The sequence below is a fragment of the Micromonospora peucetia genome (genome assembly GCF_900091625.1).
Taxonomy (GTDB): domain Bacteria; phylum Actinomycetota; class Actinomycetes; order Mycobacteriales; family Micromonosporaceae; genus Micromonospora; species Micromonospora peucetia.
In genome coordinates, this window is sequence record NZ_FMIC01000002.1 from 2,208,368 (window position 1) to 2,232,399 (window position 24,032).

A 24,032-nucleotide genomic window follows, 5' to 3' on the forward strand; every position below is an offset into this window, starting at 1 on the left:
CTCACATCAGAGCAACCCCCGGAAGGCCCGATCCTGCAACGACGCAAAGAGTGCGTCCAGCTCCGCCAGGCCGGAAGAGTGGTTGGCACGAAGTGCGTCAACAGCCGCAATCCGGGCCGTGAACCGGTCTTGCAGTTCCAGCGGCGGCGAAAAGAACGAGATGCCTCCCAATCCCTGTTGGTTGACCTTGTAAGTGCCGTTGGTGGTACGCGCCGAGGATTCGATCTGCCGCCGGACGGCAGTCGACCGCCAGACGTGCTCCAAGAAGACGGGGCGCACCAGTTCGGTTCTGACCCGCGCGGCGATAATCGTGTCCGGGAAGGCGGTGTCCGGCATCGCTACCGAAGGAAAAAAGCCGCGACCGACAAGGCCGAGGTTGCCGTTGCCCCGGCACATCAGAAAATCGGACGTGTGCACGACCTGGGCAGTTGAATGCGGTGCGAGGAATGCTGCCGACTTCCTTGCCGTGGGGTCAAACCGTCGTCCCGTGATGCTGGACAGAGTGAGCACATGCCCTTCGACCTCGCCACGAGTGGCAGGGGAAATGCCGTTCCGAAGAGGCATGGCCAACACGTCCGTAAGACTGATCAACGGCCAGCCCTGCGGATTCGTATCCGGCGAACCGAACAGGTCAAGGAAGAATCCCAAGGCCAGGTCGTCGAGGTGGGCGAGGGCTTCGCGGCGCTTGGCGCGCAGCTCATCAGCCCGATCCAGCACCCCCGCAATCCTCCGCTGTTCCTCGATCGGAGGCAGCGGAATCCTCATTTCCTTTAGCTTCTCAACTGGAAAGTTGTCGGCCGTGGTGGCTCGGACCCAGCTCAGGATAAGGCTAGAGTGCGCCTTGATGGTTCGAGCCAGATAATCGGGGGCGACCTCGCTACCACAAAGCATGGCCTTCATGTCTTGATTGATGGCGACGGGAACGCGGCTCACACCTACAGGAAGGGTGTGCTTCAGCACGCCAGAGCGGACGACGACGAGCACGGATCCGGCCGGAACGAGGCGAGCAGCGCTTCCGGAAAGGCCGGCATCGGTGATGTTGACCTGCGCCCGTTCGATGCTCCAGGATTTCATGTCCTTCGGGGTAACCCAAGGAATGTCGCCACCGTAGTAGTCGGGGTTGTTCCGAGTGGGGGTTCCGCCACCGACGAACTTCACCAAGTCCGCCAGGCGAGCGGTTCTGATTTGGCTCATCCGAGCATCGTCTTAAGATCGGCGATGCCCTGCTGGATCTCGGATTCCAACCTCTCCAGTTCAGTCAAGACGTCGAGAGGCGAGCGATGCTCGATTTCCTCGCGGACGACTTCCTTGTAGCGGTTGAGGCTGAGGTCGTAGCCCTGCTCGACGATGTCGGCCTTGGGCACGCAGAAGCTCTGCTCGGTCCGCGACCGCTGCAACTCGTCGCCGTTCCGGCGGGACCACCGCGCCAGGGCGTCCGGCAGGTTGTTCTTCGCGTGCTCGTCCTCGGCCAGCGCTACGTCAGTGACCGGCCCGAGCTTCTCGGCAGGCAGCAGCGGCGTCCGCTTGTCGTCCAGGCTCCAACCGTCAGCAGCCACGTCGTAGAACCAGACGTTGTCGGTCCCGCCACTGTTGGTCTTGGTGAAGAACAGGACCGCTGTGGAGACGCCCGAGTAGGGCTTGAAGGTGCCGCTGGGCAGCTTCACCACCGCGTCGAGCTTTTGGTTCTCGACCAGCATCCGGCGCAGCTCCTTGTGCGCCTTGCTTGACCCGAAGAGCACGCCGTCCGGCACGATCACGGCCGCCCGTCCGCCGGGCTTGAGGAGCCGGAGGAAGAGGGCGAGGAACAGCAGCTCGGTCTTCTTGGTCTTGACGATCCGCTGGAGGTCCTTGGACGTGCTCTCGTAGTCGAGGCTGCCGGCGAACGGCGGGTTGGCGAGGATCAGGGAGTACTTCTCGGAATCCTCGCCGCTGACGTTCTCGGCCAGCGAGTCGCGGTACCGGATGTCCGGGCTCTCCACGCCGTGCAGCAGCATGTTCATGCTGCCGATCCGCAGCATGGTGCCGTCGAAGTCGAAGCCGTGGAACATGCTCTCGTGGAAGTGCTCCCGCTGCTTCGCGTCGAGCAGCGCGTCCGGATGGGTGCGCCGGACGTACTCTCCGGCCTCTACGAGGAAGCCCGCGGTGCCGCAGGCCGGGTCGCAGATCTCGTCGGTCGGCGTCGGGGCCGTCATCTTGACCATCAGTTGGATGATGTGCCGTGACGTTCGGAACTGCCCATTGTGGCCAGCGGTAGCGATCTTGCCGAGCATGTACTCGTAGAGATCGCCCTTGGTGTCCCGGTCCTCCATCGGGATCTTGTCGAGCATGTCGACCACGCGGCCGAGCAGCCCTGGGCTGGGGATGGTGAACCGGGCGTCCCTCATGTGGTGCGAGTACGTTGACCCGTCGCTACCGAGCGTCTGAAGGTACGGGAAGACCTGATGGGTGACGATCTTGAACATGGTCTCCGGGTCCCGGTCCTTGAACTGGGACCATCGGAGTTCTTGCTGGTCCGGCCGAAACCGTAGCGTGACCGGGGCGTTCGGGAAGCGCTCCGCCTTCTTCTGTTCCCGCGTCTCCATCTCGTCCAGCCGCTTGATGAAGAGCAGGTAGGTGATCTGCTCGATCACCTCCAGCGGGTTCGAGATGCCGCCCGACCAGAACGCATCCCAGACGCGGTCGATCTTGCTTTTCAGTTCACCGGTTATCACGTGCCTCGTCCCCATGGCGTTGCTTCAGGCTTGGCCCCACAGGCTAGCCCTTGTTGTGATGGATCAGCGCAGGCTTCCCCGGGGCACGTGAGACGCCTTGGCCGCCAGTTCGTCGGTACGTCGGCTGGTCGAGCACCCGGATGAGGCGGAACGTGATTGGCGTGACGAACTGGATGCTGGCGGCTCGGGTGAGGTGCAGGAGGTCGCCGGCCCGGAGCCCGGCTACCGCCCCCGGTACCGATGCCATGCCGTGATCCGGATTCGCGCGACGTGAACGTCCGGACACCAGCCGCTGGCTGTGCAGTGCGGGCAGCGGTGATGCCGGTGGTATTCCAGGACGTACCAGGCTTGCTGCCGAATCCTTCCATCTTCCGGGATGCAGTTCTGCCCTCGGGGATAGTCGTAGATCTTGGTACGAAGCAGCCCATATAGGGGCATTTTGGTACCAAGATCGCCCGCGCGGTCAGTCGTGGCCCGGTGTGCGGCGGACATGCCGATCAAGCGGTAGCACAGACGGGGCAGCTCGACAGGGGCCAAAGAGGTGCAGGCCGGCCCGGCTACACCTCAGCGCAGCGAGGCGCGGGCGGAGAAGGCGATGCTGGCGAGCAGGAAGCCGCCGTTGACGATCGTGAACGCCACGATCACCCAGAAGACGAGGGCGGGGGCGAAGGCCAGCACCAGACCGGCCACGAAGATCACCGCGCCGTAGTCGCGGACCAGCTTCGCCAGGCGTACGGGCAGCGAGGTCGAGGTGACCATGCTGGCCGCGTTCGGGCCGGCCTGCATCACCGACGTCACCAGGTTGACCATCCAGGTGCCGGCGAAGACCGCGACGAGCCAGGACGGCGTCTCCGGGCGCTGCGCCACGGCGGTGGCGGAGAGCGCGGCGACCAGGGCGATCTGGGCCGCCACGTCGCAGAGCACGTCGATCCGGGCACCGGCGGCGCTGCCCTGCCCGGTGACCCGGGCAAGCTGACCGTCGGCGCAGTCCAGGGCGTACGCCACCTGCCAGCCGACCAGCGCGAGCAGCCCGACCGCCCAGGCCGGCACGTCGCCGGCCGCGACCCGCCCGGCGAGTGCGACCACGGTGACCGAGGTGGCGAGGCCGAGCACCAGGTTGGCGAGGGTCAGCGCGGTCGGGCGCAGCCCGAGGCGCTGGGCGACGAGCGCGAAGACCGCGCCCAGCCACTGGCTGATCGATTCGCTGAACAGGCCGCCGCCCCGGTTCACCCGGTGGAAGTCGGCGACGGTGGGGCGGGGCTCAGCCAAGGTGGTCGCGGATTGCACCGGCGTAGTCTGCCAGCCGCTTGCGCGTCTCGGTAGGCGACAGCGCAAGGTGTTCGAGGATGGTGTAGCGGTCCGGTCGGGTCCGGGGTGCGAACTGCACGGCCTCGACGAACTGCTCGTCGGTCAGCCGCAGGTCGGCCGGCGTGGTGGCGAGACCGTGGCGGTGCAGGCAGCGGGCGAGTTGGCCGAACCGGTCGGAGTCGCCCCGCAGGAAGGTGCAGAAGAGGGCGCCGAGCCCGGCCTGTTCGCCGTGCGAGGTCAGCCCCGGGTGGAAGTGCTCGATGGCGTGCGAGATCTCGTGGTCCCCGCCGCTCGCCGGGCGGCTCGACCCGCAGATCGACATGGAGATGCCACCGAGGATCAGCGCCTCGGCCAACGTGGTGAGGAACGCGTCGTCGGTGATCTTGCCGGGGTGGTTGATCAGTGCCTCGGCGCCGGTGCGGGCCAGGGTCACCGCCAGCCCGTCGATCGGTTCGCCGCGTACCTCGTGGGCCAGCTCCCAGTCCGCGCAGGCGCTGAGGTTGCTGACGGCGTCGCCGATTCCTGCCTGGGTCTGCCGGTCCGGGCCGTTCTCCACGAAGTCCAGGTCCACCAGCACCGCGATCGGGATGTGCACCCCGTAGGAGCCCTTGCCCCCCTCGTGGATCAGCGAGGCCACCGGGGAGGCGATGCCGTCGTTGGCCAGGCTGGTCGCCACGGTCACCATCGGCAGGCCGTACCGGGTGGCAGCGTACTTGGCGGTGTCGATGGTCTTGCCGCCGCCGATCCCGACCACGGCGTCGTAGGAACGCGACCGCAGCCGGTCGCCGAGGTCGTTCGCCGCGTCGATGGTGCCGCCGACGACCGTGAAGACGTCGGCCGCGCCGAGCGACGGGCGGCACAGCTCGACGATCCGCTCGCCCTGCCCGGGGCCGACCACCACGGCCACGTCCCCGCCGGCCGAGATCCGCCGGTCGGCCAGCAGCGGCCCGAGGTCGGCCACCGCGCCCCGCCGGACCTCGATCACGAGCGGGGTGTTGACCGTACGGGCTAGTAGCGGCACGCGATCTCCCGCGCCCGGGCCAGGTCGGCGTGGTTGTCGACCTCGACCCAGAGCACGTCGCCGATCGGCGCCGCCCGAACCTCGCCACCCCGGTCGGAGAACTCCTGGTAGCCGTCCTCGTAGTAGAGGTTCGGGTCGCGCCGCCAGGTCGCCTCCAGGGCGTCGGCGAGGGCGTCGGCCACCTGCGGCTCGATCAGCGTCGCGCCGATGTACTCCCCGTAGGCGTCGCCCGGGTCCATGATCTTGGTGATCCGGGTGAGCTGGCCGGCGGCGTCGAAGGTGGTCTTCATCTCCTCCTCGGCCAGCGGCTTGATGGTGTCGACGGCGAGCAGGATGCCCGGGCCACGCTCGGCCAGCAGGGTCTTCTCCACGCTCACCGGGTGCACGGTGTCGCCGTTGACCAGCAGCACGCCCCGGGCGAAGTGTTCCCGGGCCAGCCAGAGGGAGTAGGCGTTGTTCCACTCCTCGGCCTTGTCGTTGTGCACCAGGGTGATCGTGACGCCGTACTTCTTCTCCAACTCCGCCTGGCGGGAGACGACCGCGTCGGCGGCGTAGCCGACCACGATCACGATGTCGGTGAGCCCCACCTCGGCCAGGTTGCGCAGCGAGATGTCCAGGATGGTGGTGTCACCGTCCACCGGCACCAGCGCCTTGGGCAGGGTGTCGGTGTACGGGCGCAGCCGACGCCCCGCTCCGGCTGCGAGCACCATCCCGATCATTGCGGCGTTCTCCCTCGTGCGACTCCCGGTCATCGCTGGAGGATAGCGCCGTGCGCCGGCACCGCTGTGGTCAACCATGCCAAGCGGGCCAGCGGGGGCACGGGTCAGCCGGGCAGCGCCGCCAGGTCCGCCAGCACCGTCAGCCGCTTCTCGGCGGTCAGCACGGCGTACGGGCCGGCGGCCCGCCGATCGGTCTCCAGGTCGATGGCGAGCTGTTCCGGGCCGGGCGGCAGGGCGGCGGCACTCGCGGCGCTGTGCCCGGCGGCACTCGACGCGGCGGCGTGCGCGTCGGCCCGGTGGTGGCGCATCGTGCCGAGCCGGTTCAGCAGCAGCACGCCGGGCGGGGTGCCGTCCGGCTCGTACGGCGGCGCCATCGCGGCGAACGCCGCACCGGCGTCGGCGCCCTCCTCGTCGGTGAGCACCAGCGCGTACGCGAGCACCCGGCCGAACGCCTCCACCAGCCGCAGCACCCGGTCGTCGTGCCCCGCCCAGAGTTCCTCGGTCACCTCCGCGTGCACCTGCCAGATTTCGGCGAGGAAGGCCAGCCCGCGCTCGGTGGCGGAGAGTTCGCCCTCGGGGCTGCGGTGGATCGTCCCGTACGCCACCTGCTTGTCCAGGGCCCGCCGCCGGTCGACCGGATCCCGGTAGCGGGTGACGGCCTCGAATCCGGCCTCGTCGACCGTCCCGCCCGGCGCAGCGAGGCGGGTGCGGAACTCCAGCAGGAAGCCGGTGGCGGCCGGCCCGCCGTACCGCTGGCTCAGCTCGGCGCCGCCGCCGTCGCGGCCGGCGAGCATGCCGGCGACGAACGCCCGGTCGACCGCCGGGGCGACCAGGCCGGCGAACCGGTGCGGCGCCAGCTCGACGGTGTCGTTCACAGCCCGATCGAGCGCAGGGCGGCGAATCCTTCGGCCGCGATCCGCCGGATGAGGCCGTCGTTGACGTCGCGGTGCTCGTCGAGCAGGTCGAGCCCGTCGGCGGCGAGCCACCGGAACTCGGTGTGCCTGCCCACCTCCAGCACCGGCCGGGCCAGGTCGCCGTCCACCCGGACCAGCCAGTCGCGCTCGATCCGGGCCAGGCCGTCGTCGGCGACGTAGCGGTAGTCCCCGACGTGGCCGAGTACGTGCGACACCGTCCAGCCGGTCTCCTCGGTCACCTCCCGGCGCAGGGCGTCCATCCAGTCCTCGCCCGGCTCCAGATGGCCGCCGACGATGTCCCAGCAGTTGGGAAAGATGCGCCGGTGGGCGGACCGTCGCTGGACGAAGATTCGACCGTCGTCATCGACGATCAGCGCGCCGGCGCAGCGCAGAGGCTCGGTGGACACGCCACGACAGTAGCGAGCGGTCAGCCGTTTCGGCGACGCCCGGTCTTGTCCGGGGCCCCGCGCGGGCGCACCATGTCCCCTACCGGGTGCCACCGTCCCACAGGGGTGATGCGTGATGCAGGTTCGGGAAGCGATGTCCAGCGAGGTTCTCGTGGTCGGTCCGGAGCACACGCTCCGTCAGGCGGCCCGGATGATGTCGGCCCGTGGTGTCGGGTCGGCGGTCGTGATCGACCCGGATTCCGAGGGGGTCGGCATCATGACCGAACGCGATGTGCTGAAGGCCATCGGGGCCGACCTGGACTGCGACGTCGAGCGGACGTCCGCCCACCTCACGTGGGACGTGGTCTACGCCGGGCCGGAGTGGACGGTGGAGGAGGCGGCCGTGGCCATGGCCCGGGGCGGCTTCCGGCACCTGGTGGTGCTCGACGGGCGCGAGGTGGCCGGGGTGATCTCCGTACGGGACATCATGCGGGTCTGGGCGGCCAGCCGGCTGGCCGAGGCGAGCTGAGCGGCGGCTCCGTCGCAGGTGTGGGTGGGCCGATCGACGGGTAGATGTCCCGGTGCGGGCGCGGACGGGCCGCGATCCGCGACGGAGGTCCTCATGCCTGGCGCGGATCGGCTGGTCGAGCAGCAGTACGCGATGCTCCTGCGGCGGGACGTGGCCCGGCTGCCGGACCTCTACGCGACCGACGCCTTCTACTCCATGCCGGGCGTCACGGTGCGCCCGATCGAGTTGCCCGCCCTGCTGCGTACCTGGACCGGGGCCTTCCCGGACCTGGTCGTCGACCCGATCGGGTCGGTGCAGACGGCCGGTGGCGCGGCCGTCGAGCAGCGGCTGACCGGCACCCACACCGGGGTGCTGCACACGCCGTTCGGCACCGTCGCGCCGACCGGCCGGGTGGTGAGCTGGGACGTGGTGGACGTCGTCCGGGTCCGTCGGGGCCGGATCGCGGCCTGGCGTTCCTACTTCGACTGGGGGCAGCTGATCGCGGCACTCGGCCTGCACGTGGACGGGCTTTCCCGGGAAGCGCAGCACGACCCGCTCGGCCTTCCGGTCTGATCTGCCGCCGACCGGCCGACGCGGGTCACCCGTCCCGGTGGCTCAGGATGCGGACATCGCCGTGCCGTCCGCGCGTACCCCGTCGCCTTCCGTACGCTGAACAGCCATGACCGCCGAGCAGTTGATCTCCTTCGCCCGTGGCGCTCCCTCGCTGGACATCGTCGATGTCGAGGGGCTCAAGGCCGCCGCCGTCCGCGCGTTCGACGCCGACCCCGCCGGGGTGACGGCGTACGGCACCTCCGTCGGCTACCTTCCGCTGCGGAAGTGGATCGCCGAGAAGCACGGGGTCGCCGCCGACCAGGTGCTTATCACCAACGGTTCGTTGCAGGCGGACGCGTTCCTCTTCGACCACCTGGTCCGCCCCGGCGACGCGGTGGTGGTGGAGCGCCCGACGTACGACCGGACGCTGCTCAACCTCCAGCGGATGGGCAGCGAGCTGCACGGCGTCACCATCCAGCCGGACGGGCTCGACACCGCCGAGCTGCGCAAGCTGCTGGAGTCGGGGGTGCGTCCCCGGCTGGCGCACGTCATTCCGAACTACCAGAACCCGGCCGGTGTGACCCTCAGCCTGGAGAAGCGCCGCGAGCTGCTCGACCTCGCCGCCGAGTACGAGTTCACGATCTTCGAGGACGACCCGTACGCCGACATCCGGTTCCGGGGCGAGGCGCTGCCGTCGATGCTCTCGATGGACACCCGCAATGTGGTGGTGCACGCCTCCAGCTTCACCAAGACGGTCTGCCCCGGCGTGCGGGTCGGCTACCTGGTGGGTCCGGCGGACCTGATCGGCGACATCGCGAAGAAGGCGACCAGCCTCTACATCTCGCCGGGCATGGTCTCCCAGGCGATCGTGCACCAGTTCTGCGTCTCCGGCGAGATCCAGCGCTCCATCGAGACCGTGTGCGCCGCGCTCGGCGAGCGGGCCGGGGTGCTGGCCGAGTCGCTGCGCCGGCACATCCCGGAGGCCCGTTTTGTGGAGCCGGACGGCGGCTACTTCCTCTGGGTCGAGCTGCCCGAGGACGTGGAGGCGGACAGGCTAGCCCCGGCCGCCGCCGAGCGCGGGGTCGCCGTGGTCAAGGGCAGCGACTTCGTCGTCGACGGTGGGCGGCACGCCCTGCGGCTGGCGTACTCGGCGGTGACCGCGGACCGGATCGACGAGGGCGTGCGGCGCCTGGCGGAGGCCATGGCGGCCGTACGAGGCTGATTTCTGTCAGATTCCTGACAGTTAGACGATGGTGGCCGCCCCGGGTCTCCCGCCGGGGCGGCCGGCGGCCCACAATGCTGCGAGCGTCACTCACCACGTGTAGCGGGATCACCGCCGGCCCTGACCCGGCCGCGTCCGTCGCCAGCCCTGGCCGTGTCCGTAGCCAGCCCCGGCCGGGCCCGGCGACGAGCCCGGGCTGGCCCGACCGGCGGCACGTCGAGCGGCGCCGCCAGCACAACCCCCGCCCCCAGAAGGGCGCCGGGTGGGCCGTGTCGTCCCCTCACCCCCCTGATGCGACCCGGCCCGCCCGGCGCCTCCCTCCCGGCAGATCGTCACCGGCGGTGATCATCTGCGGCGGCGTACCGTCTACCCTCGGCAGCGCGTGGGGAGGGGGCGTGATGACGGACCGGGGGCAGCAGGGGCAGGCGACCTCGCCGAACGGCGGACGGGTGCTCAGGCCCCGGGACTGGGTGGCGCCGGTGCGGGCGATGACCCGCCGGCTCAACTCCGACAGTCCGCAGCGGGTTCCCACGCCGACCGGCCCGCAGCGCAGCGCGGTGGTCGACTGCGCCCTCTACGTGGATGGCCGGCGACAGTCCGGCGACTGGCGGTACGCCGAGGCGCTCGCCGCAGCCCGCCGCGAGGAGCACGGCTTCGTCTGGCTCGGCCTGCACGAGCCGGAACTGGACGAGATGACCGCCATCGCCGCCACCTACGGGCTGCACGAACTGGCCGTCGAGGACGCGGTCAAGGCGCAGCAGCGGCCCAAGCTGGAGCAGTTCGGCGAGGTCAGCTTCCTGGTGCTGCGGACCGCCCGCTACTGCGAGCACGCCGAGCTGACCGAGAACTCCGAGGTCGTCGAGACCGGCCAGGTGATGCTCTTCATCGGCCCGAACTTCCTGATCAGCGTCCGGCACGGAGACGCCTGCCGGCTGGCCCCCGTCCGGGCCAACCTGGAGACGAAGCAGGACCTGCTGCTCCAGGGGCCCTGGGCGGTGGCGTACGCGGTCACCGACCGGGTGGTGGACATCTACCTGGAGGTCGCCGACCGGCTGGAGGACGACCTCGACACGCTGGAGGCCGACGTCTTCGACCGCCAGTCCAGCGGCCGGATCCAGCGGATCTACCAGATGAAGCGGGAGCTGGTGGAGTTCAAGCGGGCGGTGATGCCGCTGCAACGCCCGCTGATGACGCTCACCGCCGAGATGAACCGGGACGTGCCCAAGGAGATCCGCCGCTATTTCCGGGACGTGCAGGACCACCTCAGCCGCACCGTCGAGCAGGTCAACTCCTACGACGACCTGCTCAACTCCATCCTCCAGGCGCGGCTGGCCCAGGTCACCGTCGACCAGAACAACGACATGCGCAAGATCGCCGCATGGGCCGCCATCGCCGCCGTCTGGACCGCCATCGCCGGCATCTACGGAATGAACTTCGAGGTCATGCCGGAGCTGCGCATGACGTACGGCTATCCGGTCGTGCTTGCCCTGATGCTCGCGATCTCGCTGGCGCTGTACCGCTGGTTCCGCCGCAACGGCTGGCTCTGACCGCCCCACCCCCCGCCTGCCCCGCGCCGCGCCGCCCCCCTGCCCCGCCCCCTGCCCCGCCCCCTGCCCCGCCCCCCTGCCCCGCCCCGCGCCCCGCCCCGTCCCCCGCGCCCGCGCCGCCCCGCGCCCCGCCGCCCCGCGCCCGCGATCTTGCACTTTGAGCCCCGATATAGGGGACTTATAGGGCATTGCGGGGGCAGAAAGTGCAAGATCGCGAGGGCTGGCGGGCCGGCGGGGCTGGCGGGGTTGGCGGGCCGGCGGGGCTGGCGGGCCGGCGGGCCGGCGGGGGCGCGGGGACGGCGCGCGGGAGCCCGGCGCGGGGACGGCGCGCGGGGGCCGGGCGCGGGGACGGCGGGGGCGAGCGCGGGACGAGACGGAGTGGGTGGGCAGGCGGAAGCGCCGGCGGGGCGGCGGGTGCCGCTTCGCCGGCGCTTTCCGGGGCTGAACGGGGGTCAGCGGCGGCCGTTTGTCCTGGTGGTGCCCTTGGTGAGTGCCTCGGTCAGGTCGACCGCCGGGCGGCCCGAGGTGTCCTTGGCGCCCTCGGCCATCGACGGGACCTTGTCCGTCGCGTGCACCGTCGGCTGCTTGCCGGGGGTGGAGGCGCTGCCGCCACCGGCCACCGTCGAACTGCCGGCACCCGTCGGGCCGCCGGCCACCGCCGAACTGCGGGCACCGGTCGAGCTGCCGGCCACCGCCGAACTGCCGGCCGCACCCGAACTGCCGGCACCCGTCGGGCCGCCGGCCACCGCCGAACCGCTCGGCATCGTCGAGGCGTCGGTCACCGGGGTACGGATCTCGATGCTGTCGACCTCGTCACGCATCGGCTCCAGCTTGCCGCGGGTCGGGTCGTACTCGGTCCACTCCTGCTGTTCCCGACGACGCCGCATCGCCATCGCGGCGACCCCGGCCACCGCGCCGGCCGCGAGCAGGCCCGTCATCATGGACCCGCCCCGGCGGGAGTTCTTCTTCCGGGAAGCCTTCATGTTCTTCGCCTTGACCTTCCTGGTGGCCGCGGCCTGCTTGGCTGCGACGGCCTTCCTGCCGGTGACCGCCTTGCCCGCCGCCTCGGCCTGCGCCTTGCGGACGGCCAGGGCCAGCGGCGCGAGTGCGGCGACCGTGGACGCGAGACCGCTGGACGCGCGGTCGCGTACCAGGACGGCGGTCGGCGCGACCGCGCCCCGGGCCGCCTGGACCCGCGGACCCACGGTGGCGCCGGCACCCTTCGCGGCGTACGTCGCAGCCTGCCTCAGGTGACCGAGGCCCTGGTTCAGCTCCACCTTGGCCAGCTGCCCCTGGGTCTTTCGCCGCCCGATTCCAAACACGGTCCCACCTCCTGGGAGTTGTTCCTTCGTCATCCTCCACCTTCGGATGCCTCCGCACTGCCAGATCGGGCACATGGGAGGATCCGCATGGAACTGACCAACGAGTGAGGAGTACCCGTGGCCGAGGCTGTCTACGCCACCCTGCACACCAACGCCGGCCCGATCCGGCTGGAACTCTTCGGCAACCACGCCCCGAAGACCGTGAAGAACTTCGTCGACCTGGCCGAGGGCAACCGCGAATACACCGACCCGCGTACGAACCAGCCGGGCAACGGTCCGTACTACGACGGCACCATCTCGCACCGGGTGATCAGCGGCTTCATGGTCCAGATGGGCGACCCGACCGGCACCGGTCGTGGTGGCCCGGGCTACAAGTTCGGTGACGAGTTCCACCCGGAGCTGCGTTTCGACCAGCCGTACCTGCTGGCGATGGCGAACGCCGGGCCGGGCACCAACGGTTCGCAGTTCTTCATCACGGTCTCGCCGACGCCGCACCTGAACAACCGGCACACCATCTTCGGGAAGGTAGCCGACGAGCAGTCCGCGAAGATCGTCGACGCGATCGCCAACACCCCGACCGGCCCGAACGACCGTCCGTTGCAGGACGTCGTCATCGAGCGGGTCGAGATCGAGCGGTCCGCTGCCTGAGTGCTCCGCGAGGTACCTTTGCCGACATGACTGAGCGCTCCGAGGGTCGGGACCGGTTGGTGGGCCGCGTGGCCGGTGACGGCGGGCGGGTGTGGTGAGCGAGTCCCCACCCACCGCCCCGGTCTGCTTCCGGCATCCCGGCCGGGAGACGTACGTCCGATGCACCCGCTGCGACCGGCCGATCTGTCCGGACTGCATGCGGGAGGCCTCGGTCGGGTTCCAGTGCCCGGAATGCGTGGCGGAGGGACGTCGTAGCGTACGGCCGGCGCGCACCGCCTTCGGTGGCGGTGCCGCCGGCCGGCAGGGCTACGTCACCAAGGCGCTGCTCGCGCTCAACGTGCTGATGATGCTGCTCTCCATCGCCTCCGACCGGGGCGGGGACGCGGCGGTCGGCGGCTCCGGCTTCGGCGGTCTGATGGGCGGCAGCACCCCGCTGACCGACTGGGGTTCGGTGCTCGGCGGCGCGATCTTCCCGGACGGCACGGTCGGCGGCATCGCCGAGGGCGAGTGGTACCGCCTGGTCACCGCGATGTTCCTGCACTATGGCGTGGTCCACCTGCTGCTGAACATGTGGGCGCTGTGGGTGCTCGGCCGGTCGCTGGAGGCCAGCCTCGGGCCGCTGCGGTTCGGGGCGCTCTACCTGGTCGCCGGGCTGGGCGGGAACGTCGCCGCCTACCTGTTCAGCGCGCAGAACCAGCTCACCGCCGGCGCCTCCACGTCGATCTTCGGCCTGTTCGCCGCGCTCCTGATCATCGAACGCAAGATGGGGCGGGACATCTCCCAGGTGCTCCCCGTCCTGGTGATCAACCTGGTCTTCACGTTCACCGTGCCGGGTATCTCGATTCCCGGTCACCTGGGCGGCCTGGTGGTCGGCGGGCTGCTGGCGCTCGTGTTCGCGTACGCCCCGCGGTCGCGGCGGACGCTGGTGCAGTTCGCGGGCGGGGCGTTGATCGTGATGGCGCTGCTCGGCCTGGCCCTGGTCCGCACCGCGGCCATCGTCGGCGGCTGACCGCCGGCCCGTCCCGGCCGGCCCGGCCGGGGTCTGCTCCGGCGCGGGCGTGCGGTCCGGCTCAGTGTGGACGGGCCTCGTGCAGGGCCTCGGCCACCTCGGCGGGATCCGCGCCGAGGTCGTGGCGGCCGAAGAGGTGCAGCGACTCGCCCGCGTCGATCTCCAGCATCTCGCCGGTCAGGCCCCGCCGCGTGTGGCGGTCCACGGTCACCTTCTCCACGGCCGACCAGGGCAGCCGCCGGTGCCCGGCGAAACCCTGGATGACGGTGATCCCGTCCGGGTCGACCGCCATCCGCACCGGCGCGACCAGGTCGCGGGTCGCCCAGCCGGCGAGCGCGGCGGCCATGAGCACGGCCAGCGCCAACCGGACCAGGTCACCCCCGTCGAGGAGCAGGGCCAGCGCGAGCAGCGCGACCGAGCCGGTCAGCTTGAGCGCCGGCAGGGCGGGCGGCACCCGCCACTGCCGGGCCGGGGCCGGGTGTGGACGCATCCGTTCAGCATGCCAGGGCGCCGGGGGAGGACGCCCGACCCGCTGACGACGTAGGATCGGGGCCAGCCCAAGTTACCGGGGAGTAGTCATGAGTGACGCAGTCATCGTCGGCGCGGTACGCACCCCGGTTGGGCGGCGCAAGGGCAGCCTGACCACCGTGCACCCGGTCGACCTCTCGGCGCACGTGCTGCGCGCCCTCGCCGAGCGCACCGGCATCGACCCGGCGCAGGTCGACGACGTGGTCTGGGGCTGCGTCTCCCAGGTCGGTGACCAGTCGTGGAACGTCGCCCGCAACGGCGTGCTCGCCGCCGGCTGGCCCGAGTCGGTGCCCGGCACCACGCTCGACCGGCAGTGCGGCTCCAGCCAGCAGGCCCTGCACTTCGCCGCCGCCACCGTCCTCTCCGGCCAGGCCGATCTGGTCGTGGCCGGCGGCGTCGAGTCGATGACCCGGGTCGCGATGGGCTCCAGCGTGGCCGGCGGATCACCCTTCAGTGACCAGCTGCGCGACCGCTACCGGGGCGTCGAGGGCTTCGCCGACGACGCGCCGCTGCCGTTCAACCAGGGCGTCGGGGCGGAGCTGATCGCCGAGCGCTGGCGCTTCTCCCGCGCACAGCTCGACGAGTTCGCCCTCGCCAGCCACGATAAGGCCGCCGCCGCGCAGGACGCCGGCGCCTTCGAAGCCGAGATCGCCCCGGTCGCCCTGGCCGACGGCGGCAAGTTCACTGCCGACGAGGGCATCCGGCGGGACACCTCGCTGGCGAAGCTCGGTGAGCTGGCCACCCCGTTCCGCCCCGACGGAGTGGTCACCGCCGGCTCCGCGTCGCAGATCTCCGACGGCGCGGCGGCGCTCGCCGTGACCACCAGCGAGTGGGCCAGCCGGCACGGCCTGCGCCCGCTGGCCCGGGTGCACACCGCAGTCGTCGCCGCCGACGACCCCGTCACCATGCTCACCGCGCCCATCCCGGCCACCGCGAAGGCGCTGCGCCGCGCGGGGCTGGGCATCGAGGAGATTGGGGTGTACGAGGTGAACGAGGCGTTCGCGCCGGTGCCGCTGGCCTGGCTGGCGGAGACCGAGGCGGACCCGGCGCGGCTCAACCCGCGCGGTGGCGCGATCGCCCTCGGCCACCCGCTCGGCGGCTCCGGCGCCCGGATCATGACCACCATGCTTGCCCACATGCGGGACAACGACATCCGATACGGCCTCCAGACGATGTGCGAGGGCGGCGGCATGGCCAACGCCACCATTGTCGAGCTGCTGTAGCAGGCGGAGGAAAATCTCTGGCCCGGTGGCGGGGTGGCGGCTAGGTTCCCGAGCGTGACTGACGCCGCCACGCCGCGCACCGACTGGGCCGACCCGCACTGGTCCGACCCGCACTGGTCCGACGCGGCCCTGGACTGGATCGGCGACCGGCTCGGTCAGCACGGCCGGCGGGTCGTCGGCCCGGTCGAACCCCGGGTCCGGCCCTGGTCGCTGGTGTGGCGGGTGCCCACCGACACCGGGGACGTCTGGTTCAAGGCGACCAATCCCGGCACCCGGCACGAGGCCGCACTGCTGGCCGCGCTGGCCCGGCTCGCCCCCGGCCGGGTGCTCGACCCGCTCGCCGTGGACGCCGACCGCGGCTGGTCCCTGCTGCCCGACGGCAGCCGGACGCTGCGCGAGGTGCTGGGCGGTGACCGGAGCCAGCTGACCCGCTGGGAGCGGGTCCTGCCGGAGTACGCCGACCTCCAGCGCGCGGTCGCGCCCGCAGCCGGCGAACTGCTCGCCCTCGGCGTGCCCGACCACCGGCCGGAGTTGCTGCCGGAGCTGTTCGAGGCGCTGCTGGACGACGAGGAGTCGCTGCTGTTCGGGGCGGAGGACGGGCTCACCGTCGAGGCGTACGAGCGGCTGCGCGCCCACCGGGCCGGGTTCGCCGAGGACTGCCGGCGGTTGGCCGGCTCGGGCGTCGCGCCGACCATCCAGCACGACGACCTGCACGACGGCAACGTCTTCGCGGCCGACGACCAGTACCGCTTCTTCGACTGGGGTGACGCCTCGGTGGCACATCCGTTCGGCACCCTGCTGGTGACGCTGAACTCGGTCGCGGACGCGTTCGGGCTGCCCGACGGCGACCCGGCGCTGGCTCGGCTGCGCGACGCCTACCTGGAGCCGTGGTCGGACGGGCACGACCTGGGAACGCTGCGCGAGGCGGCCCGCCTGGCGGTCCGCGTCACCCGGGTCAGCCGGGCACTCTCCTGGCGCCGAGCCCTCCAGACCCCGGACCCGACCCGGGCGGAGTACGCGTCCGCGGTGCCCGGCTGGTTGCAGGAACTGTTCGCACCGGATCCGGTCTGATCCGGCCCAGGCCGGCGGCGAAGTCGGACAGGCGGTGCGACGCGCCCGCGTGGAAGTTCCAGAATTCCGGCGTGACCCATGTCACCCCAGGTCGCGACTCGTTGGGCAGAGCATGGACGTCTTCTCCCGAACGTTCCTCCCGGCCGCCTCCGAGGCCGGGCTGGCGGTGCAGACCGTCACCCGGCACATGCCGGTGTTCCGCCGCTGCGTCGGTTCCGGCGACGCCACCGTCCTCGTCACCCGGTGCGCCCGGCCGGAGCGCCCGATGGCCGGTGAGTATCTCCTCCTGCTGACCCACCGACGGCTGGTCGTCACCCAGCAGACCCGCGTGCTGCACCGGCTGCGCCTGCACCTCAACACGGAGTTGCGGGAGCTCAGCAACGTCACCTGGAGCCCCGACCCGCGCCTGCACTCGGTCGAGCTGGCCGCCACCGCGATCGACGGGATCCGTGAGCGGTTCCTCGTCCGGACCCGCCACCCGAAGCAGGTGTGGCAGCTCGACGCGCTGCTGAACCACGCCTTCCGGACCCGGCTGCGGACACCCCGGGAGCGGATCGTCGCCACCATCGGCGAGGCGCCGGCGGTGGCGCGACCCGACATCTTCCGTACCGCCGTGGTGCGTTGACCGCTGTCCTGCCGACCCGAACCCGAACATCCGCCGCACCGCAGCTGCGCCGTCGCGGCGGCGCGAGCGGTACCGCCCGGGAGGGCGGCACCGCTCGCGCGGGAGGAGCGATCTCAGTAGACGCGGGAGCCGATGAAGTCGTCGTGCCCGTAGCCCACCGGGTTGGCGAAGTTGCGGGACTCGAAGGACCACTGCTGGCGGGTGCTGGTGGCGCAGGTCGCCAGGCGCAGCCGGGGGGTGCCCGACCCCGGGTTGTCGAACGCCAGGCAGAGGTTGCTGTTGCCGGCCGCCTTGATCTGGTTGCCGGCGAGGACGAACTTCTGGTTGGTGCCGCCGTGGCAGTTGTAGATGTTCACCGCCGTGCCGGCGCTCAGCGACCCGCCCGAGACGTCCAGGCAGCGGTCGTGGGAGAGCTCCGAGTGCAGCGACTGGCGGGTCGGGTCGTACCAGAAGCCCTGGTTGCGGCCACCGTGGCAGCCGTACGACTGCTGGGCCGTGTTGTTGCGTGAGTCGTAGCCCTTGCCGTCGACGCAGGTGCCGGTCGCGGCATTGCGCAGCTGCTTGAACTCGAACAGCCCGTTGTAGAGCATGCCGTTGCCGGTGCTGGCCGGGTCCACGCAGGTCGCCCGCTGCTGCCCGGAGTTCCAGAACTGGGTGACGCACTGGGCGAACATGCCGTGCCCCTGCTTGTTCGGGTGGAACGACTGCCGGGCCGCGTTCTCGTCCCAGATGCCGATCTCGATGTGCAGCCCGCGCACGGCGGTGCTGTCCGTGCACACCTCGCGACCGTGGAAGAGCCGGCTGGCGTCCAGGTAGCGGGTGCCCGTGTTGGCCGCCGCCGCCCGCAGCGCCGATTCGAACATCGGCACCGCCTTGTTCCGGGCGAACGCGGCGTCAGCCAGGTAGAGCAGGCAGCCGCCGGAGTACCAGCCGGGGAAGTTCGGGTTGTCCTCCACGTCCGGGCTGCCCGGGCTCGGGTACGACATCAGCACCAGCTCGTAGTCCGACCGCAGGTAGCCGGCGCCGGTCATGGTCTGCCGGATGTCGCCGAGCGTGTCCTCGACCGCCTGCCGGCTGCCGTCGGTGCGGACGGTCCACTGGTCGGTGTAGGTGGGGTAGCAGGCACCCTGGAGGAAGACCCGGCGGACGGCGCAGTCGGTGGCGACCGGGCCGAACTGGATCGTGCCGTCGCCGTTGGCGCCGACCACCACCCAGATCAGCTTGATGTGCGTGTTACGCGCCTTGATGGCCAGGTGGTCGCCCTGGTTCAGCTCGTTGTGCTGCGTCGGCCCGCCCCGGATCAGGTTCCACGGCGTCGCCCCGGAGCAGGCGATGTTGTATTTCTCGTCGGCGGTGATGCCGGTGCGGAACACCGCCTGGTCGTACGAGCGGTCGCACCAGTTGCCGGGCTGGTGGGTGCCGGGGATGTAGTTGCCCACCCCCTCGCCGGAGATCTCGCTGTCGCCCATGGTGATCAGCGCGGTGCGACGTTGCTCGATGGGACGGATGGTGGGCGCGCCGTAGAGCGCGGTGGCCTCGGTGGCGCGGATCGCCTCCAGGTTGGCGGCGAGCGGCTGGATGGCCGGACGGGCGGCCGCGGTGGCGGGGGAGGCTGTTGCGGCGAACATCGGCAGGACGAGAGCGGCGGCGGCGACGACGGTGAGCGCCCGTCGTCGGGTCGCGCGCTCGCGCCTGGCAGGAAAACCAAGCATCGACGGACTCCTTTCGGCTCGATCGCGGGACGTCGATCGAGTTACCAGAAGGTAGCGTCGGCTTCGAGATATGTGAATGCGTCTCGGAATCGTTGCGCACAGAGTGTAGAACCGGGCGAACCGGTCGAATCGCGCGACATGCGGGGTCAGCGAGAGGGACCGGCCGGGCTCCCCGGCGGGTCAGCCTGCCGGCGGGAGGGCGTAACCCGCGTAGCCCCGGAACTGCACGCGCCAGCCCCCCGGCACCAACGCGGTGCACGCCGGCCGACTGCCGGTGCAGACGATGGCGTCCACCGAGGCCGGATCGGCCGGCGGGCGCCCAGGCAGCACCGACTGGAGCGCCACCAGCTCCGGCGGGCGCCCGTCCGCGTCCCGCAGCAGCAGCCACCAGGGGTACTCCCAGTTGTCGTTCTGCTGCACCAGGCCGATCCGGCGGGCGTCCGTCGCGCGTACCGCGTCGGCCGCCCAGCGGAACTCCTCTGCCCACTGGGGACGCCGCAGGAACCGGGTGTCCCATTCCGAGGTGGTGAAGACCGAGCCCGCGCCGACCAGCCGGCGCGGGAAGCCGTACGACACCGCCAGCACCCCGGCCAGCGCGCAGGTGGCCAGCACGCTAACCGCGAGCCCGGCCGCCACCGGCCGCCGTCCTCCCGCGCCGCCGGCCCGCCGCCGAAACAGCGCGTCCAGCCAGAGCCCCGCCAGCGGTACGGCCAGCACCAGCGTGTAGAGCAGCAGGCGGTTGCCCCACGGCTGCCACTTGATCATGGCGGTGTGCAGCAGCACGGCCGCCACCACGACCACCGCGTACGCGCGCAGCGGCCCCGCCCGCGTCGGGCTGACCCGGCCCGGTCGGGCCAGCGCGACCGCCGCCCCGATCACCGCCAGCACCCCGGCCAGCGGAAAGGCCACCCGGTCCTCGTCCGGATACCAGGACGGCACCGGGAACCGTTCCTGCCCGAAGGTGATGGCCCGGTCCTGCGGGTCCACCCCGATCACCCCGGCGCCGCCGACGATCGCCCCGGCACCCGCCCGACGCAGCGGCGCGAGCGGCGTGTCGAACGCGGTGTGCACGATCCGCAGCGCGTTGACCAGCACCGAGGCCGGATCGTGCCGCTCCATCGGAACGGACTCGCGCAGCCGGGGCGGCCCCAGCGGATGCCCGAACTCGGCGGTCACCCGGGCCAGGAACGGCCCGACCACCACCCCGGCGACCAGCAGGATCAGCACCGACCCGGCGACCGTCCGGCGCACCTGCCGCCCCCGCCGGAAGCGACCGGGCCGGGACGCGTCGGGTGATTCGGTGCCCCGGCCGGGCGACCCGGCGTGCTCCGGCGCGGAGCCGGCCCGGGCCAGCCGGAGCTGGGCCAGCCCCCAGAGCAGCAGAAGTGGCCCGACCGCGACCAGGCCGTTGGTCTTGGTCAGCGCGGTCAGCCCGGTGGCCGCCCCCAGCGCCAGCATCGCCCCGACCCCGGCCCGCCGGCGCAGCCCGTCCAGCGCCAGGGTGGCCGCGCAGGCCACCCAGGCGGCGCAGACCAGGTCGGTCTGGGTGCTGGTCGCCTGGAGCGCCACCATCGGGGTGGTGGCGAGCACGAACGCGGTGAGCAACTGGGCCCGCCGCCCCCCGCCGAGCTGCGCGGTGATCCGGGTGGCCGCCAGCAGTACGCCGACGCCGGCCGCCCACTGCACCAGATTGTGCAGCGCGTCCCCGCCGGTGAACAGGCGCAGGTGCAGCAGCAGGTACTCGGCGCCGGGCGGGATGGTCACCTGCCGGTGAATGGCGGTGGGCCAGAACTCCAGGCTGCCGCTGGCCACCCACTGCTCGACCTTGGGCAGGTGGTAGGTCTGCGAGTCGAAGTTGTTCGGCTCGGCCAGCAGGGCGATCAGGAACTCGACCAGCAGCAGTCCACCGACCGTGCCGGCGAGCAGCCGCTCGCCCCGACCCGCCGTACGCCAGGCGTCGGCCAGCCGGGTCGGCCAGCCGGCTCGGCGCGGCTCGGCGTGCGGTGCGGCGGTGTCCGGCGAGGGCGGAGGGGCCGGCGGGCCGGCGGTCGGGCCGGTCGTCGCGCCGACCAGCGCGGGCTCCGGCGCGGCGACGACCTCGACCGCGACGACCTGGACCGTACGGCGCGCGGCATCCCGGCGGCGTCGCCAGCCGGCGGCGGCGCCCGCGCCCGCGAGGAGGGACAGCCAGGCCACGGCGAACGCCGGCAGGGTGAGCAGCCGCAGCGCTCCGAGCAGTTCCACCGTGAGCACCGCGAACGCGCCGGTGACCAGAGCCGCCCGGACCAGCGCGAGGCGCCGCCCCGCCACGGTCCCGGCCGGCCGGAGCGCGACGGCGAGCAGTCCGATCGCGGCGACCGGCGCCAGGGCTAGCAGGTGGCCGACTGCCGACATGGCGGCAGTAAACACCATGAACCTGAGGCTGCCGCGCCCGATGCCCGCATTGCTGAGCACCGCGTCGCTGGCAGCCAGGCTAGGCTAGGGCCGACATATCGCCGCCACCGTGGAGATTTCCGTGAAGCTCTCGATCCTCATGCCGGTCTACAACGAGGAAGAGCGCATCGCGGATGCCCTCAAGCAGGCGTTGGCGGTCGACTACCCGTGTGAGATCGAGCTGGTCGTGGTCGACGACGGCAGCCGGGACGGCACCGGTGAGATCCTCGGTCGGGCCGACGACGCGCGCCTGCGGGTCATCACCCACCAGCGCAACGCCGGCAAGGGCGCGGCCATCAAGACGGCGGTCGACAGCGCCGAGGGCGACTACATGGTCATCCTCGACGCCGACCTGGAGTACGACCCGCTGGACATCCCCAAGCTGCTCGACCCGGTGCTCGACGGGCGGGCCACGGTGGTCTACGGCAACCGCACCTTCGGCAGCCACAGCGCCTACAGCTTCTGGTACGTGATGGGCAACAAGGGCGTCACGATGGCGGCGAACGTCCTGTTCAATTCCTACATCGGCGACCTGGAGACCTGCTTCAAGCTGATGCCGGTCGCGCTCTACCGTTCGCTCGACGTCCGCTCGCGGGGCTTCGGCATGGAGGCCGAGGTCACCGGCAAGCTGCTGCGTCGCCGCATCCGCCCCTACGAGGTCCCGATCAGCTACCGCGCCCGGGGCCGCGAAGAGGGCAAGAAGATCACCTGGAAGGACGGCGTCGAGGCGCTCTGGATCCTCGGCCGCGAGCGCACCCGCCGCCGCCCCCTCGGCGCCCCGACCCGCTGACCACTCCCGCGCCGCCTGGCGGCGCGGCTTCTCGTGCCCGCCCCGGACGTCGGTGCCTTCGAATTGCGGGCACGACTCAACGGCCGGCCCCCAGCAGCGCCGAATCCAGGAATTCACCTACCGAGTGGCGCAGCCCGGCAGCGTCCAGCCCGTGCCAGCGGGTGTGGTCCTCGGCCGAGCCGTACCGGCGCAACTCGTCGCGTCCCACGCCGAGCGCCAGCAGCCGGTGCGGCCGGTCGGCCAGCGCCGCCGACACCACCCGGGCCGACGTCCCCGCCAGGTAGGGCTCGACCAGGATCACCGCGTCGCCGGCCAGCGCCCGCAGCCCCGCCGTGTCGAACGGCCGCGGCCGGTGGGTGTAGGCCACCGTCACCCCCAGGTCGGCCACCGCCGCCAGTGCCGCGTCCAGCACCGGACCCACCGCGACCAGCAGCGGCGCGCCCGGCCCCGCATCCCGGAGCACCCGCAGCGCGCCGTCGCCACCGTACGGCCGGGCGTTGTGCAGCGTGGACAGTCGCAGGTACGCCGAGCCGTCGGCGGCCACCGCGTCCCGCAGCAACGCCGGCACCTCGCCGGGGTGACCGGGAACGTGCACGGTCCAGCCGTGCAGCGTGTCGATCAACGAGACGTCGGCCGGGGACAGGTGGGTCCGGCCGGAGGCCGCCCGGTCGTACGACGCGCCGACACTGACCAGCACCGCGCCCACGCCCTGGTGGTCCAGGTCGATCTTGATCTGCTCGTACGCCCGCTCGACGAGGAACGGGGCGTAGCTGTGCACGATCGGCCGCAGCCCGGTCAGCGCGAGCCCGCCGGCCACACCCACCATCAGTTGTTCCCGGATCCCGACGTTGAGCACCCGGTCCGGGTGCCGGTACGCGGCCGGGGCGAACGCGGCGGCGGAGATGTCGGCCAGCACCAGGGCCGTACGCGGATCCTCCGCCAGCAGTGCGGTGGTGGTGTCGACGAATCGGTCCCGCACGGTCACTCCCCCTGGTCGACGGCCGCGACGACGACGTGCGGCCGGTGGTTGTCGTGCCCGGTCAGGGCGGTGTGCAGGGCGTCGTGGTCGTGCCCGTCGACGGTGGTGGCGGTCCAGCCGTTGACGGTGAACCGGGCCGCGACGCCGCCCGGCCAGCCGTACGTGGCGGAGCGGTTGTCGACCACGATCGCGGTCAGGCTGCCCAACCCGGTCGCCCCCGCGTACGCGATCGCCTCGTGGTTGGAGCCCTCGTCCAGTTCCGCGTCGCCGAGCAGCACGTGGACCCGGGGCGTCAGCAGGCCCTGGGCGCGCAGCCCGAGCGCGGTGCCCACGCCGAGCCCGAGCCCGTGGCCCAGCGAGCCGGAGCCGATCTCCACCCCGGGCACCAGCATCCGGTCGGGGTGGTCGCCGAGCCGGCTCTCGGGCCCGCCCTGGTCGTCCAGCCATTCGGCGGGGATGAACCCCTTCGCGGCGAGCACGGCGTAGTAGCCCTCGACGGCGTGCCCCTTGGAGAGCAGGAACCGGTCCCGCCGGGAGTCGTCGACGGTCTCCGGGGTGACCCGGAGAACCCGGTCGTAGAGCACCCAGAGCACGTCGACGGTGGAGCGGACTTTCGCGCTGAACTCACGGCCCGCCCGGATCCGCTCGTACAGCGGCGCGACGGGTCCCGGCAGCGGTGGGACGGTCGGGTCACGGGGTGGCGCGGCGGTCCGGTCACGGGGTGGCGCGGCGGTCGGGGCCGGGCCAGCGCTGGCGGTGGTCGTGGTCATGCCACTAGCCTGCAAGTTGAAGTCCACTTCAACT

Annotated in this window: 23 protein-coding genes; 10 read left to right on the top strand and 13 right to left on the bottom strand. The window is 71.7% G+C overall.

All coding sequences use genetic code 11. From position 1 onward, the window contains the following. Nucleotides 1–6: 6 nt before the first annotated feature. From GA0070608_RS10360 to GA0070608_RS10395, 7 genes are all read right to left on the bottom strand, one after another. Entirely contained in the window at nucleotides 7–1,194 is a 1,188-nt protein-coding gene (locus GA0070608_RS10360) for a restriction endonuclease subunit S (protein ID WP_091625819.1), read from the bottom strand. Continuing rightward, nucleotides 1,191–2,711, bottom strand: coding sequence for a type I restriction-modification system subunit M (locus GA0070608_RS10365; protein ID WP_091625823.1), 1,521 nt, complete (start codon nucleotides 2,709–2,711; stop codon nucleotides 1,191–1,193). Before GA0070608_RS10365 ends, GA0070608_RS10360 begins: the two co-directional genes overlap by 4 nt. Nucleotides 2,712–3,275: 564 nt before the next feature. Next, the gene (locus GA0070608_RS10375; protein WP_091625831.1) at nucleotides 3,276–3,998 is read right to left on the bottom strand and encodes a CDP-alcohol phosphatidyltransferase family protein; all 723 of its coding nucleotides are present in this window, start codon (nucleotides 3,996–3,998) and stop codon (nucleotides 3,276–3,278) included. Beyond that, nucleotides 3,973–5,040, bottom strand: a complete 1,068-nt coding sequence (locus tag GA0070608_RS10380; RefSeq protein WP_091625834.1) for an iron-containing alcohol dehydrogenase family protein — start codon at nucleotides 5,038–5,040, stop codon at nucleotides 3,973–3,975. The genes GA0070608_RS10375 and GA0070608_RS10380 overlap by 26 nt, the downstream gene beginning before the upstream one ends. Next, on the bottom strand, nucleotides 5,028–5,759 hold the full coding sequence (locus GA0070608_RS10385) for a phosphocholine cytidylyltransferase family protein (protein WP_091625837.1): 732 nt from the start codon (nucleotides 5,757–5,759) through the stop codon (nucleotides 5,028–5,030). The genes GA0070608_RS10380 and GA0070608_RS10385 overlap by 13 nt, the downstream gene beginning before the upstream one ends. A gap of 104 nt (nucleotides 5,760–5,863) precedes the next feature. Further along, nucleotides 5,864–6,634, bottom strand: a complete 771-nt coding sequence (locus tag GA0070608_RS10390) for a hypothetical protein (RefSeq protein ID WP_091625839.1) — start codon at nucleotides 6,632–6,634, stop codon at nucleotides 5,864–5,866. Next, nucleotides 6,631–7,080 (bottom strand): NUDIX domain-containing protein, encoded by a 450-nt coding sequence (locus GA0070608_RS10395; RefSeq protein ID WP_176733677.1) that lies wholly within the window; start codon nucleotides 7,078–7,080, stop codon nucleotides 6,631–6,633. The genes GA0070608_RS10390 and GA0070608_RS10395 overlap by 4 nt, the downstream gene beginning before the upstream one ends. Nucleotides 7,081–7,195: 115 nt before the next feature. Here GA0070608_RS10395 and GA0070608_RS10400 point away from each other — a divergent pair, with 115 nt between their 5' ends. The 4 genes from GA0070608_RS10400 to corA all read left to right on the top strand — a co-directional run bounded on the left by GA0070608_RS10400 (nucleotide 7,196) and on the right by corA (nucleotide 10,888). After that, nucleotides 7,196–7,588, top strand: a complete 393-nt coding sequence (locus tag GA0070608_RS10400) for a CBS domain-containing protein (protein WP_091625842.1) — start codon at nucleotides 7,196–7,198, stop codon at nucleotides 7,586–7,588. Between the two features lie 93 nt (nucleotides 7,589–7,681). Further along, entirely contained in the window at nucleotides 7,682–8,140 is a 459-nt protein-coding gene (locus tag GA0070608_RS10405) for an ester cyclase (RefSeq protein ID WP_091625844.1), read from the top strand. A gap of 106 nt (nucleotides 8,141–8,246) precedes the next feature. Beyond that, entirely contained in the window at nucleotides 8,247–9,341 is a 1,095-nt protein-coding gene (locus GA0070608_RS10410; protein WP_091625847.1) for an aminotransferase-like domain-containing protein, read from the top strand. Nucleotides 9,342–9,739: 398 nt separating this feature from the next. Further along, nucleotides 9,740–10,888 (top strand): magnesium/cobalt transporter CorA, encoded by a 1,149-nt coding sequence (gene corA / locus GA0070608_RS10415; protein WP_091625850.1) that lies wholly within the window; start codon nucleotides 9,740–9,742, stop codon nucleotides 10,886–10,888. Nucleotides 10,889–11,340: 452 nt separating this feature from the next. Here the strand turns inward: corA and GA0070608_RS10420 are convergent, their stop codons facing one another. Continuing rightward, nucleotides 11,341–12,243: a hypothetical protein gene (locus GA0070608_RS10420; protein WP_091625853.1), complete on the bottom strand. Its 903-nt coding sequence runs from the start codon at nucleotides 12,241–12,243 to the stop codon at nucleotides 11,341–11,343. Between the two features lie 84 nt (nucleotides 12,244–12,327). Here GA0070608_RS10420 and GA0070608_RS10425 point away from each other — a divergent pair, with 84 nt between their 5' ends. Continuing rightward, nucleotides 12,328–12,858 (top strand): peptidylprolyl isomerase, encoded by a 531-nt coding sequence (locus GA0070608_RS10425; RefSeq protein WP_091625856.1) that lies wholly within the window; start codon nucleotides 12,328–12,330, stop codon nucleotides 12,856–12,858. Between the two features lie 94 nt (nucleotides 12,859–12,952). After that, nucleotides 12,953–13,867: a rhomboid family intramembrane serine protease gene (locus tag GA0070608_RS10430; protein WP_091634818.1), complete on the top strand. Its 915-nt coding sequence runs from the start codon at nucleotides 12,953–12,955 to the stop codon at nucleotides 13,865–13,867. Between the two features lie 61 nt (nucleotides 13,868–13,928). Here GA0070608_RS10430 and GA0070608_RS10435 read toward each other — a convergent pair whose 3' ends face one another. Beyond that, nucleotides 13,929–14,357, bottom strand: coding sequence for a PH domain-containing protein (locus GA0070608_RS10435; RefSeq protein WP_091625860.1), 429 nt, complete (start codon nucleotides 14,355–14,357; stop codon nucleotides 13,929–13,931). Nucleotides 14,358–14,445: 88 nt separating this feature from the next. Here GA0070608_RS10435 and GA0070608_RS10440 point away from each other — a divergent pair, with 88 nt between their 5' ends. The 3 genes from GA0070608_RS10440 to GA0070608_RS10450 all read left to right on the top strand — a co-directional run bounded on the left by GA0070608_RS10440 (nucleotide 14,446) and on the right by GA0070608_RS10450 (nucleotide 17,314). Beyond that, the gene (locus GA0070608_RS10440; protein WP_091625865.1) at nucleotides 14,446–15,618 is read left to right on the top strand and encodes a thiolase family protein; all 1,173 of its coding nucleotides are present in this window, start codon (nucleotides 14,446–14,448) and stop codon (nucleotides 15,616–15,618) included. Between the two features lie 54 nt (nucleotides 15,619–15,672). After that, entirely contained in the window at nucleotides 15,673–16,689 is a 1,017-nt protein-coding gene (locus GA0070608_RS10445) for an aminoglycoside phosphotransferase family protein (protein WP_091625870.1), read from the top strand. A gap of 112 nt (nucleotides 16,690–16,801) precedes the next feature. Further along, the gene (locus GA0070608_RS10450) at nucleotides 16,802–17,314 is read left to right on the top strand and encodes a hypothetical protein (protein WP_091625873.1); all 513 of its coding nucleotides are present in this window, start codon (nucleotides 16,802–16,804) and stop codon (nucleotides 17,312–17,314) included. 113 nt (nucleotides 17,315–17,427) lie between these two features. Here the strand turns inward: GA0070608_RS10450 and GA0070608_RS10455 are convergent, their stop codons facing one another. Next, the gene (locus tag GA0070608_RS10455; protein ID WP_091625876.1) at nucleotides 17,428–19,026 is read right to left on the bottom strand and encodes a ricin-type beta-trefoil lectin domain protein; all 1,599 of its coding nucleotides are present in this window, start codon (nucleotides 19,024–19,026) and stop codon (nucleotides 17,428–17,430) included. A 180-nt stretch (nucleotides 19,027–19,206) separates the two neighbouring features. Further along, nucleotides 19,207–21,438 (bottom strand): hypothetical protein, encoded by a 2,232-nt coding sequence (locus tag GA0070608_RS10460; RefSeq protein ID WP_245715758.1) that lies wholly within the window; start codon nucleotides 21,436–21,438, stop codon nucleotides 19,207–19,209. Nucleotides 21,439–21,541: 103 nt separating this feature from the next. Here GA0070608_RS10460 and GA0070608_RS10465 point away from each other — a divergent pair, with 103 nt between their 5' ends. Continuing rightward, a complete protein-coding gene (locus tag GA0070608_RS10465; RefSeq protein ID WP_091625882.1) occupies nucleotides 21,542–22,249 on the top strand; it encodes a glycosyltransferase family 2 protein in 708 nt (235 codons plus the stop codon). Between the two features lie 76 nt (nucleotides 22,250–22,325). Here GA0070608_RS10465 and GA0070608_RS10470 read toward each other — a convergent pair whose 3' ends face one another. Continuing rightward, nucleotides 22,326–23,228, bottom strand: coding sequence for a transketolase family protein (locus GA0070608_RS10470; RefSeq protein WP_091634821.1), 903 nt, complete (start codon nucleotides 23,226–23,228; stop codon nucleotides 22,326–22,328). 2 nt (nucleotides 23,229–23,230) lie between these two features. Beyond that, the gene (locus GA0070608_RS10475) at nucleotides 23,231–23,998 is read right to left on the bottom strand and encodes a transketolase (protein ID WP_091625885.1); all 768 of its coding nucleotides are present in this window, start codon (nucleotides 23,996–23,998) and stop codon (nucleotides 23,231–23,233) included. Nucleotides 23,999–24,032 lie beyond the last annotated feature (34 nt).